This is a genomic window from Proteus hauseri, from assembly GCF_004116975.1.
In the GTDB taxonomy this organism is placed as follows: Bacteria; Pseudomonadota; Gammaproteobacteria; order Enterobacterales; family Enterobacteriaceae; genus Proteus; species Proteus hauseri.
In genome coordinates this window covers 2286265-2297929 of record NZ_CP026364.1, presented here as the reverse complement: position 1 = coordinate 2297929, position 11665 = coordinate 2286265, and the positions used below count along the sequence as shown (strand labels likewise).

13 protein-coding genes are annotated in these 11665 nt (G+C 39.5%); 7 read left to right on the top strand and 6 right to left on the bottom strand.

What is annotated here, in order from left to right; all coding sequences use genetic code 11:
* Positions 1–8: 8 nt before the first annotated feature.
* The 7 genes from rbsD to PH4a_RS10425 all read left to right on the top strand — a co-directional run bounded on the left by rbsD (position 9) and on the right by PH4a_RS10425 (position 6582).
* On the top strand, positions 9–428 hold the full coding sequence (rbsD, locus tag PH4a_RS10455) for a D-ribose pyranase (RefSeq protein WP_129039609.1): 420 nt from the start codon (positions 9–11) through the stop codon (positions 426–428).
* Positions 429–435: 7 nt separating this feature from the next.
* A complete protein-coding gene (gene rbsA, locus PH4a_RS10450; protein WP_129039606.1) occupies positions 436–1944 on the top strand; it encodes a ribose ABC transporter ATP-binding protein RbsA in 1509 nt (502 codons plus the stop codon).
* Between the two features lies 1 nt (position 1945).
* Complete coding sequence (gene rbsC / locus PH4a_RS10445) at positions 1946–2911, top strand: ribose ABC transporter permease (RefSeq protein ID WP_064719027.1); 966 nt, start codon at positions 1946–1948, stop codon at positions 2909–2911.
* A gap of 41 nt (positions 2912–2952) precedes the next feature.
* Positions 2953–3843, top strand: a complete 891-nt coding sequence (gene rbsB / locus PH4a_RS10440; RefSeq protein ID WP_064719026.1) for a ribose ABC transporter substrate-binding protein RbsB — start codon at positions 2953–2955, stop codon at positions 3841–3843.
* 77 nt (positions 3844–3920) lie between these two features.
* Positions 3921–4847 (top strand): ribokinase, encoded by a 927-nt coding sequence (gene rbsK / locus PH4a_RS10435; protein WP_064719025.1) that lies wholly within the window; start codon positions 3921–3923, stop codon positions 4845–4847.
* Positions 4848–4851: 4 nt separating this feature from the next.
* Positions 4852–5859, top strand: a complete 1008-nt coding sequence (rbsR, locus tag PH4a_RS10430; protein ID WP_164971541.1) for a ribose operon transcriptional repressor RbsR — start codon at positions 4852–4854, stop codon at positions 5857–5859.
* A 387-nt stretch (positions 5860–6246) separates the two neighbouring features.
* Positions 6247–6582: a zinc ribbon domain-containing protein YjdM gene (locus PH4a_RS10425; protein ID WP_064719023.1), complete on the top strand. Its 336-nt coding sequence runs from the start codon at positions 6247–6249 to the stop codon at positions 6580–6582.
* Positions 6583–6707: 125 nt separating this feature from the next.
* Here PH4a_RS10425 and thiL read toward each other — a convergent pair whose 3' ends face one another.
* The 6 genes from thiL to secF form a co-directional block, all read right to left on the bottom strand.
* Complete coding sequence (thiL, locus tag PH4a_RS10420; protein ID WP_129039603.1) at positions 6708–7694, bottom strand: thiamine-phosphate kinase; 987 nt, start codon at positions 7692–7694, stop codon at positions 6708–6710.
* A 93-nt stretch (positions 7695–7787) separates the two neighbouring features.
* Positions 7788–8201 (bottom strand): transcription antitermination factor NusB, encoded by a 414-nt coding sequence (nusB, locus tag PH4a_RS10415; protein ID WP_064719021.1) that lies wholly within the window; start codon positions 8199–8201, stop codon positions 7788–7790.
* A 28-nt stretch (positions 8202–8229) separates the two neighbouring features.
* The gene (ribH, locus tag PH4a_RS10410; RefSeq protein ID WP_064719020.1) at positions 8230–8700 is read right to left on the bottom strand and encodes a 6,7-dimethyl-8-ribityllumazine synthase; all 471 of its coding nucleotides are present in this window, start codon (positions 8698–8700) and stop codon (positions 8230–8232) included.
* 212 nt (positions 8701–8912) lie between these two features.
* Positions 8913–10064 carry a bifunctional diaminohydroxyphosphoribosylaminopyrimidine deaminase/5-amino-6-(5-phosphoribosylamino)uracil reductase RibD gene (ribD, locus tag PH4a_RS10405; protein WP_129039601.1) on the bottom strand — a complete coding sequence of 384 codons (1152 nt, stop codon included), beginning with the start codon at positions 10062–10064 and terminating at the stop codon, positions 8913–8915.
* Between the two features lie 64 nt (positions 10065–10128).
* On the bottom strand, positions 10129–10578 hold the full coding sequence (gene nrdR / locus PH4a_RS10400) for a transcriptional regulator NrdR (RefSeq protein WP_064719018.1): 450 nt from the start codon (positions 10576–10578) through the stop codon (positions 10129–10131).
* 118 nt (positions 10579–10696) lie between these two features.
* Entirely contained in the window at positions 10697–11665 is a 969-nt protein-coding gene (gene secF, locus PH4a_RS10395; protein ID WP_129039599.1) for a protein translocase subunit SecF, read from the bottom strand.

Here is an 11665-nt window from a genome sequence, read left to right as displayed (position 1 = left end):
AGGAAAAAATGAAGAAAGGGGTATTATTAAATAGTCATATTTCTACGGTTATTTCATGTCTTGGCCATACAGACAAAATAACTATTGCGGATGCTGGATTACCTATTCCCTCCTGCGTTGAGCGTATTGACCTTGCATTAACTCAAGGGATCCCTGATTTTATATCCGTCTTACAAACCATAACCCATGAAATGCAAATTGAAGCGGTTATGTTGGCTGAAGAAATCAAAAGCATAAATCCCATTTTATTAAGTGAAATCACAACTTATCTGCATTTATTAGAACAACAACAAAAAAACTCCATTACGATTTTTTATGTCACCCATGAAGAATTTAAAAAGCAACTACCTGAAAATAAAGCAGTAATCAGAACGGGTGAATGCTCACCTTATGCCAATATCGTACTGTTTTCCGGCGTGACCTTCTGAGGGAAATATGGAACCTTTACTTGAACTCAAAGATATTGATAAGTCATTTCCTGGCGTAAAAGCCTTATCAGGAGCAACGTTGCGCATTTACCCAGGGCGAGTCATGGCTCTTGTCGGGGAAAATGGAGCAGGTAAATCTACATTAATGAAAGTACTAACTGGCATTTATAAAAAAGATGCGGGTGAAGTCATTTATCAAGGCAATAATTGTTCATTCAATGGTCCAAAATCATCTCAAGAAGCGGGTATCGGTATTATTCATCAAGAGCTTAATCTAATCCCTGAACTCACCATTGCTGAAAATATCTTTTTAGGTCGCGAGTTTACTCGCACTTTTGGCGCTATTGATTGGAAAAAAATGTACGCAGAAGCTGATAAGCTTTTAGCCCGATTAAACCTCTCATATAGCAGCCACCGTTTAGTATCTGAATTATCAATTGGTGATCAACAAATGGTTGAAATTGCCAAAGTACTTAGTTTTGAGTCTAACGTTATCATCATGGATGAACCAACCGATGCGCTTACTGATACAGAAACTGAATCTCTTTTTAGCGTAATTAGAGAGCTAAGAAATCAAGGTTGCGGCATTGTTTACATCTCTCACCGTTTAAAAGAAATTTTTGAAATTTGTGATGATGTTACTGTACTACGTGATGGGCAATTTATCGGCGAAAAAACTGTTGCTTCATTACAAGAAGATACCTTAATTGAAATGATGGTAGGCCGAAAATTAGAAGAGCAATACCCCCGCATTAATATCCCGTTAGGAAAAACTAAACTTAATGTCATAAACCTTAGTGGCAAAGATGTGCATGACGTCAGTTTTTCATTACATGAAAATGAGATTTTAGGTATTTCAGGATTAATGGGTGCTGGTCGTACTGAATTAATGAAAATCATCTACGGCGCATTAACAAAAACTAACGGCACTGTTGAATTAGATGGCAAACCTTGCCAAATAACCAAACCTGCTGAAGGTCTTGAACAAGGTATCGTTTATATTTCTGAAGATAGAAAACGCGATGGCTTAGTACTTGGTATGTCAGTTAAAGAAAATATGTCATTAACCGCCCTGCGCTATTTTAGTAATTCAATGAGTGTGCTTAACCATAAAGAAGAGCAACTTACTGTGGGTGATTTTATTAAATTGTTCAATATAAAAACACCGTCGATGGATCAAACCATTGGTTTTCTCTCAGGAGGAAACCAGCAAAAAGTTGCTATTGCCAGAGGCTTAATGACTCGTCCTAAAGTACTCATTCTTGATGAACCAACTCGTGGTGTCGATGTTGGTGCGAAAAAAGAGATTTATCAGCTAATAAATAAATTCAAACAAGAAGGATTAAGTATCATCTTAATTTCTTCAGAAATGCCTGAGGTAATGGGGATGAGTGACCGCATTTTAGTCATGCATGAGGGGCGTATTAGTGGCGAATTTTCAGCTCACAATGTCACACAAGAGATGCTAATGGCGGCTGCGGTTGGCAAACAATATGGCGCAGAGGTAGGAGTTTGATATGAGTACTAATTCAATGCCAGCGTCAAAACGCTGGTTTTCTAAAGCTTGGTTGCTAGAGCAAAAATCACTGATTGCATTACTGATTTTGATTGTTGTGGTTTCTACACTCAGTCCAAATTTTTTCACTTTAAACAATATTTTCAATATCCTACAACAAACCTCAGTTAACGCCATTATGGCTGTAGGCATGACATTAGTCATTTTAACCTCCGGTATTGATTTATCTGTTGGCTCATTATTGGCATTAACCGGTGCTGTTGCTGCTTCTATGGTCAGTGCGGATGTCAATGCTATGGTCGCAGTTGTTGGTGCATTAGCACTTGGTGCAGCAATAGGTGGTGTTACAGGCATTATCGTTGCTAAAGGTAAGGTACAAGCTTTTATTGCTACCTTAGTGATGATGTTATTGCTACGTGGTGTCACTCGTGTTTATACCGATGGTAGCCCAATAAATACCGGCTTTAGCGATAATGCGGATCTTTTTAGCTGGTTTGGTATTGGACGTCCTTTTGGTATTCCAACCCCTATCTGGTTAATGATGATAGTCTTTTTAGCTGCTTGGTATTTATTACATCACACCCGTTTAGGTCGCTATATCTATGCTCTTGGGGGCAATGAATCTGCAACACGTTTATCGGGAATTAGCGTCGATAAAATTAAAATTGCCGTTTATGCCTTATGTGGTTTATTAGCCGCTCTTGCGAGTGTTATCGAAGTTGCACGCCTCTCATCAGCGCAGCCAATGGCCGGTAATGGTTATGAACTTGATGCTATTGCCGCTGTTGTACTTGGCGGTACCAGTCTTGCTGGGGGTAAAGGTCGCATTATCGGTACGTTGATTGGTGCTTTAATTTTAGGATTCCTAAATAATGCACTGAATTTATTAGGTATATCATCAAATTATCAAATGATAGTAAAAGCAGTCGTCATATTACTTGCTGTTTTGGTAGATAACAAAAAATAACGCTCTTTTCTCTTAATCTGAACCCGACAGGAATTTATATTATGAAACTAAAAAAGATGGCAACACTTCTTTCTGTTGTTGCACTTAGCGCCACAATCAGCGCCAATGCTTTTGCAAAAGAATCTATCGCTCTTGTTATTTCCACACTAAATAATCCTTTCTTTGTCACCATGAAAGACAGTGCTCAGAAAGAGGCTAACCGTTTAGGTTACGATTTAGTGGTGCTCGATTCGATGGATAATCCAGCCAAAGAGCTTGCTAACGTGCAAGATTTAACAGTAAAAGGCACTCGTTTAATGCTGATTAACCCAACAGATTCTGATGCGGTGGGTAACGCGGTAATTATGGCGAACAAAGCCAATATTCCTGTTATCACGTTAGACCGTGTTGCAAACAAAGGCGATGTGGTAAGTCATGTGGCTTCTGATAACCGCCTCGGCGGTAAAATGGCTGGCGATTATATTGCTGATAAAATAGGAAATGATGCCAAAGTGATCCAACTAGAAGGGATCACAGGAACTTCAGCTTCACGTGAACGTGGCGACGGCTTTAAGCAAGCGGTTGATGCACATAAAATCAATGTATTAGCAAGCCAACCTGCTGATTTCGACCGCACTAAAGGTCTTAATGTAATGCAAAACTTACTGACAGCCTACCCTGCTGTTCAAGCCGTATTTGCTCAAAATGATGAAATGGCATTAGGTGCATTGCGAGCACTACAAACTGCGGGCCGTACTGATGTGTTAGTTATTGGATTTGATGGTACTAATGATGGCATTAAAGCCGTTAATCGTGGTGTTTTAGGTGCAACGATAGCACAACGCCCTGATCAAATTGGTATTATCGGGATCCAAACCGCAGATAAAATTCTAAAAGGCGAAAAAGTGGATGCAACAATCCCTGTTGAGCTTGAATTAGTTATCAAAAAATAACAAAAATTATGCCACGAAGTTTTTTCGCTTTGTGGCAGCTTTAATCATTAAAAATGTTTTCCACAAGGATAATGGCTATGACAACACCTCGCCTTGCTGTACTTGGTAGCATTAATGTTGATCACATTATGAATATTTCACAATTTCCGAAGCCTGGTGAAACAATTATTGGTCATCACTACAAAATAGCCTTTGGCGGTAAAGGTGCTAATCAAGCTGTTGCTTGTGGCCGCAGTGGTGCTGACACCTTATTTATCGCCTGTGTGGGTGATGATTCTATTGGTAGCGATATTATTGCTCAATTAAAAACGGATAATATTCAAACCTATGCCATCAGTATTATTCCAGAAACACCAACAGGTGTTGCAATGATATTGGTTAATGAACAAGGCGAAAACGTTATTAGTATTAGTGCTGGTGCAAATGCAGCGTTAACCCCGGCTCATTTCACACAGTATCACCATGCCATTGAGCATGCTGATGCGCTATTAATGCAGCTAGAATCTCCATTAGATACCGTATTTGCCGCGGCAAAATTAGCTAAATCACATCAAACAAAAGTAATTTTAAACCCAGCCCCCGCACTGCCTTTGTCGGATGAATTTCTGAGTTTTATTGATGTTATTACGCCAAATGAGACAGAGGCAGAAATATTAACAGGTATTTCTGTGCATGATGAATCAGGCGCCGCAAAAGCAGCAGAAGTATTACATAGCAAAGGAATTAAACAGGTTCTTATAACCTTAGGTAGCCGTGGAGTTTGGTTTAGTGAACAAGGGAAAGGAACGATTATTCCTGGTTTTAGTGTAGAAGCTGTTGATACCATCGCCGCAGGTGATACATTTAATGGCGCATTTGTGGCTGCAATACTAGAAGGTAAATCTTCCATTGAAGCTATCCGTTTCGCACATGCTGCTGCCGCAATTGCCGTAACACGCCACGGAGCCCAATCATCAGTACCTTGGCGAGATGAAATTGAATCTTTTTTAGCAGAGCGAGCATAAAACCTTGGCAACAATGAAAGATGTCGCCCGTTTAGCGGGCGTTTCGACATCAACCGTTTCACATGTTATCAATAACAACCGTTATGTCAGTGAAGGCATTCGTAAAAAGGTCAATGATGCGATTGAATCTTTAAATTACGCACCTTCCGCACTCGCACGCAGTTTAAAAATGAACTGCACACATACAATCGGTATGTTGGTAACAACAAGTAATAATCCGTTTTACGCTGAAGTAGTGCGTGGGGTTGAGCGTAGTTGCTATGAACGTGGTTACAGCTTAATTTTATGCAACACAGAAGGCGACTATGAACGTATGGATAGCAGCCTTGAAACATTGTTACAAAAACGCGTTGATGGTTTATTGTTGATGTGTACTGAATCACGCGCACCTTCTAGCGAAGTTCTTAGCCGTTATCCTCGTTTACCTATGGTAATGATGGATTGGTCACCATTTGAATACGGCGGGGATATTATTCAAGATAATTCGCTATTAGGTGGTGAAATGGCAACACAATACCTTATTGATAAAGGTTTTACTGAAATAGCTTGTATTGCAGGCCCTCAAGATAAATTACCAGCAAAATACCGCCTACAAGGCTATTACAATGCAATGCAAAAAGCAGGACTCCCTATCCGTGAAGAATTTGTCTTAACCAGTGATTTCGAATTTGCGGGGGGATTAACAGCCATGCAGAAATTACTTTCACTCGCTAAATTACCACAAGCGGTTTTTACCTGTAATGATGCAATGGCTGTTGGCGCTTATCAGGCAATTTATCAAAAAGGATTACGTGTACCTGAAGATATTTCGGTGATGGGTTACGACGACATTGATCTTGCTTCTTATATGATCCCACCGCTTTCAACGATTCATCAGCCAAAAGATGAATTAGGTAAATTGGCCGTTAATCAATTACTCCATCGTATGGAAAATATCGATGCTAAAGCCAATGTGTTGGTACTTACACCGAAGCTTATTGAGCGTGGTTCAGTGATCAATTTCACAAAATAAGAACAAGAAGATCAACACTATTATTGATGATGCTCTCTTTTAATCTGGGGGCGTTTATTTTCAATTAAATTTATTTAAATAAACATTAAATATCAAACTGTTAGTTAATTTTTAAAACTATAAATCTTCGTCTTTATTTCTTCTTTAACGCCCTATATTAATCATTTTTTATTCACTCGCGCCATCATAATTGGTGAAGGATGAAATTTTTCATCAAATCTATTATACTGTTGCCCTTTCGCATTATCTGATGCAGACCCATTTTGGGCATTGCTTTGGGATTTTCACTCTTAAACGATAATGTGTTCTTTAATTTATTGGGCTAGTGTTATTCATATTTAAGTGATTTATCACTCCCCCATTTTGATAAAATTTGAGAGTATTATTATGTCATTACCTTCTTGTCCTAAGTGCAATTCAGAATACACCTATGAAGATGGTGCAATGTATGTGTGCCCTGAATGTGCGCATGAGTGGAATGATTCTGAGCCTGTCGTTGAAAGCGATGAATTAGTGGTTAAAGATGCTAACGGCAATCTATTAGCCGATGGCGATGCAGTGACTGTTATTAAAGATTTAAAAGTAAAAGGTAGTTCGACCATGTTGAAAATTGGTACCAAAGTAAAAGGTATCCGTTTGGTGGAAGGCGACCATAACATTGATTGTAAAATTGATGGTTTTGGACAAATGAAGTTAAAATCTGAATTTGTTAAGAAAAACTAAGATAGCAGGTTACTGATAATATCTGGCTTGATTAATCTAGATGTTATCACGATCCTGAAAAAGGCGCTTATTAGCGCCTTTTACTTAATAATTATTTAGTTATTAACCAACAGTTATTAATTAGTTCAATCAATGCTCTCTGCGCTAAAATGATCAAATCCTTTCAGTGAAGGATGTACTTCTTTACCATCACGTAAATAACGAATACCTTCTGCAATTGGCATTATTTGTCCTACACAGTGAAAATCAGCACCAGTATGAGCAAGTGCAATATCTAATGCACCGCGGTTAATTTCTGGCACGGTAAAACATAATTCATAATCTTCACCACCGCTTAGCGCCCATATTTCAGCTTGCTCAGAGCTAACTTCTTCTTTCATTGCCGCAGAATAAGGTAAAGCATCTAAGTTAAGGCGAGCACCGCAACCACTTGCCGTTAAAATATGGTTTAAATCAGAAATTAAGCCATCTGAAATATCTATCGCTGATGTGGCTAAATGACGTAATGCCTGTCCTTGCAATAGCCTAGGCTGTGGTCGTAAATGTCTCGCAACAAAGTAATCACGATTTGCTGGCGCTGTTGGATGTAATTTATTTTGTAATACGGCAAGCCCAGCGGCACTATCGCCTAATGTTCCAGTGACATAAATCCAATCACCAATCTTGGCACCTGATCGTAATAATGCAGTTCCTTGTGGAACAAGCCCTTGTATGGTTATTGTTAAACTTAATGGGCCTCGCGTTGTATCACCACCAATTAATTGGATGGCGTAATAATCAGCTAAAGCAAAGAAAGAACGGCTAAATGCCTCAAGCCAATCACTATTAGTATCAGGGAGCGTTAATGCCAGTGAGGCCCACGAAGGATCGGCGCCAACAGCAGCAATATCACTAATATTTACAGCAAGGGCTTTATAAGCGAGATCTTCAGGGGAGATAGTCGGAAGAAAATGGATCCCACTCACAAGAGTATCAGTACTAATCGCAATTTGTTGTTTTTCTGGTACCGTCAGGATTGCGCAATCATCGCCAATTCCCGTACTGACATCCTTTCGCTTTACAGGCTGTGAAGTGAAATATTGCTTGATAAGATCAAATTCACCACAAGGCATTATCTATTCCCTATTAAGCAGAGCATATTAAACAAAAGGCCGGAAATACCGGCCTTGGATTATTGATTTACCATAGAGGAAACGTGAATAACGTTATTTTTTACGAACAACAGGTGCCGCTTTATCAAGAACGCCATTAACAAACTTATGGCTATCGTCCGCACCAAATACCTTAGCCAGCTCAATCGCTTCGTTAATCGCAACTTTGTAAGGAACATCTTCACGGAAGCTAAGTTCAAACATTGCTAAACGTAAAATCGCTTTTTCAACTTGGCCTAACTCTTCCAATTGGCGGGATAAATAAGGTTCCATTGCCTTATCTAAACGAGCTGCATTAATAGCAACACCCACTAAAAGCTGACGAAAGTAAGCAATATCTACACCTTGGGTATCCTGCTCGGATAAAAACTCCAATTCCACATCCGCAATGTCATTTCCGGATAATTGCCATGAGTAGATAGCCTGAACAGCACACTCACGAGCACGACGACGAGCAGCAGGTTTCACAAAATTCCCCTTTAGTTAAAACAGATGATTAGCCCTTTATGGCTTTAAGTACATTGATCATTTCAAGTGCTGTCATTGCCGCTTCAGCACCTTTGTTGCCCGCTTTAGTACCAGCGCGTTCAATAGCCTGTTCAATACTTTCAGTTGTTAAAACACCAAAAGTCACAGGGATCTCACTTTGCATTGCAACTTGAGATAAGCCTGAACTACATTCGCCAGCAACGTATTCAAAATGTGCGGTTCCACCACGGATAACAGTACCTAATGCGATAACTGCATCATATTTGTCGGTTTCTGCTAACGCTTTAACCGTTAACGGTAGCTCATAAGCACCTGGAACCCAAACGACGGTAATATTTTCAGAGGAAACTTGTCCAATGCGTTCTAATGCATCAATCGCACCTTCTAATAGGCTGTCGTTGATGAAATTATTAAAACGGGCAATTGCAATTGCTACGCGTGCGTTTTGCGCCGCGACAACACCTTTGATTACGTTCATAGGTTACCTTTTTCTCCTATCCGCGGGGCGCGGATTTTATCATATTCTTTCCTTTACTGCGCTCTGTTTTATTATCACACAGCAAAGGAGCCAAAAACCCTTGATAAATCAAGGCATTTAGTTGGCTGATAACAATGTCGTAACGACAGGAAATAACACACACGGCGCCATTTTACTACAAATAGCGCCGTAGACACACTTATTTGCGTCTATTAATAACGAGGTTTTAAGCAGACTCTAATATCAGAGCCAATTTGTTGAAGTGAATCTATTGTAAATTCAGGAGCTTCGGATAATGATGATAGCGGTGAAAGAGCAAATAATCCCCTAGCATCGTTACCTAAAATTTTAGGTGCAATGTAAATAATTAGCTCGTCTACTAACCCAGCTTCTAATAATGCGCCAGCAAAATGCGCACCGCTTTCTACCCACAGGGTATTAATATTGCGTCGACCTAATTGCATCATAAGCAAAACAAGATCAACGCCATTATTCTTACCATTCGTAGGTAATAAAATTTCACAGACATTTCCTTGCCACTCATTTTTTTGAGAGTGAGTACGCGCTAACCAACACTCTCCTTCAATTTGCGTGATTTTATGTTCTGGCGTTACTCTGTTTTGACTATCGGTAATAATTCTAATGGGCTGGCGTAGTTCTTCTTGTGGATAAATGGCTTTAAATTCGTTAGAAAGTTCATCCCAGCGTACATTCATTGAAGGATTATCTGCTAATACAGTGGCACTTGTCGTTAAAATTGCACTGGCTTGTGCTCTGTAATTTTGCACATCTTGACGAGCAGCTTTAGATGTTATCCATTGGCTTTCGCCATTAGCGAGTGCCGTTTTACCATCTAAAGATGCACCTAATTTGAGTTGGATATAAGGGAATCCAGTTCTCATACGCTTAAAAAAGCCAACATTAAGTTTTTCAGCTTCTTGCATCAATACACCATGAGAAACATCAATTCCCGCAGTCAGTAATTTATGTAAGCCACGCCCTGCAACTTGAGGATTAGGATCTTGCATAGCTGCAACAACCCGCGCTATGCCTGCATTAACCAAAGCATCTGCACAAGGTGGCGTTTTACCAAAATGACTACAAGGTTCTAAAGTGACATAAGCTGTTGCCCCTTTAGCATTATTACCTGCCATTTTTAATGCATTAACTTCTGCATGAGGGCCGCCAGCATGATGATGGTAACCTTCACCAATAATTTCACCCTCTTTAACAATCACACATCCAACATTAGGGTTCGGTGATGTAGTAAAACGACCAAGTGCTGCAAGCTCAATAGCACGACGCATGAATTTTTCATCATCGTGGTGGTCAGTAAAATCTGTGTTATTGTTGTTATTTATCATAATAATTACATTTAAATTTATTATTTATCGTTATTTTTCAAATTATTAAATTAAAGTTTATTTCTTAATCCTGTAATTTAGCAATTTCTTCACCAAAATCACGAATATCTTCAAAGCTACGATAAACAGAAGCAAAACGAATATAGGCAACTTTATCGAGCTTTTTCAATTGCTCCATAACAAAATTACCAATCTCTTTTGATGGAATTTCTCGCTCACCCGTGGCTCTTAGTTGTGATTTGATTTGGCTAATTGCGGCCTCAACATCATCAGAACTTACAGGGCGTTTTTCTAATGCTTTTAACATGCCCCTACGTAATTTTTCTTCATCAAAAGGTTCACGTATTTCATCACTTTTTACTACCCTAGGCATCACCAGTTCTGCGACTTCAAAGGTAGTAAATCTCTCATGACATACAAGACATTGACGACGACGGCGCACTTGTGAACCATCACCAACAAGTCTGGAATCAATTACTTTGGTATCTACGGCTCCACAAAATGGGCAATGCATAGTTATTCCTACTTTTTGACAATACTCATAAACAGTGTACCTGTTCAGTGAACAAAAAACACCCTGTCAGTCATTAACTGGCAGGGTGTCCGCGATGTTTTATCAGAGAAACACTCAATTAAGGTAAGAGAGTTGTCTGATCCGCACCCTCTTTTTCCACTTTTTGTACAATCAAGTGTTCACGTTTCATGCCCATTTTCAGTGCTAACGCAGAAGCCACATAAATGGAAGAAATTGTACCTATCGTAACACCGATCAACATAACTAAAGAGAAGCCTTTGAGCATTGAACCACCAAAGATATACAGCATTAATACAACTAACAATGTTGTTGCTGATGTCATGATGGTACGGCTTAATGTCTGCGTCAAAGAAACGTTCATAATTTCATATGATGTTCCACGACGAATTTTACGGAAGTTCTCACGAATACGGTCTGATACAACAATACTATCGTTTAGTGAGTAACCGATAACAGACATCAATGATGCCACAATGGTTAAATCGACTTCTATTTGAAATAGTGAAAGTAAACCAAGCGTAATCACTACGTCATGCGCAAGGGAAATAACAGCACCCAGCGCCAAACGCCATTCAAAACGGAATCCAACATAAATAAGAATACAGATAAGTGCAGATAATAACGCCATTGCCCCCGTTTGAGCCAATTCACTACCTACACTTGGCCCAACAAATTCAATCCGTTTAACTGTCGCATCGTTATCAATTTCAACATTGATAATATCGATGATTTTCTTACCTAATTCTTGTCCTGCCTGCCCTTCAAGAGGAGGCATACGCACCATAATATCGCGGCTGCTACCGAAGTTCTGTAACAGAGGATCTTTATAACCAGCAGCTGCTAGGCTATCACGCATTTTATCAAGGTCTGCCGGTTGACTGAGATTGATCTCAATTACCGTACCCCCAGTAAAATCCAATCCCCAGTTAAATCCTTTCACGGAAATGATAGCAATTGACGCTACCAAAAGCAGAAACGAAATACTAAAGGCGACGTTGTCCCAACGCATAAAGTCAATGACTCTACGACCGTGGTTTAATTGTTCAACAGTATAATCCTGTGCCAC

Excerpts from the sequence above, each read along its gene's own strand:
- rbsB (WP_064719026.1), top strand. The coding sequence starts at position 2,953 with ATGAAACTAAAAAAGATGGCAACACTTCTTTCTGTTGTTGCACTTAGC.
- nrdR (WP_064719018.1), bottom strand. The coding sequence starts at position 10,578 with ATGCATTGCCCATTTTGTGGAGCCGTAGATACCAAAGTAATTGATTCC.
- ribH (WP_064719020.1), bottom strand. The coding sequence starts at position 8,700 with ATGAACGTAATCAAAGGTGTTGTCGCGGCGCAAAACGCACGCGTAGCA.
- PH4a_RS10425 (WP_064719023.1), top strand. The coding sequence starts at position 6,247 with ATGTCATTACCTTCTTGTCCTAAGTGCAATTCAGAATACACCTATGAA.
- rbsD (WP_129039609.1), top strand. The coding sequence starts at position 9 with ATGAAGAAAGGGGTATTATTAAATAGTCATATTTCTACGGTTATTTCA.
- rbsK (WP_064719025.1), top strand. The coding sequence starts at position 3,921 with ATGACAACACCTCGCCTTGCTGTACTTGGTAGCATTAATGTTGATCAC.
- rbsC (WP_064719027.1), top strand. The coding sequence starts at position 1,946 with ATGAGTACTAATTCAATGCCAGCGTCAAAACGCTGGTTTTCTAAAGCT.
- rbsA (WP_129039606.1), top strand. The coding sequence starts at position 436 with ATGGAACCTTTACTTGAACTCAAAGATATTGATAAGTCATTTCCTGGC.
- thiL (WP_129039603.1), bottom strand. The coding sequence starts at position 7,694 with ATGCCTTGTGGTGAATTTGATCTTATCAAGCAATATTTCACTTCACAG.
- ribD (WP_129039601.1), bottom strand. The coding sequence starts at position 10,064 with ATGATAAATAACAACAATAACACAGATTTTACTGACCACCACGATGAT.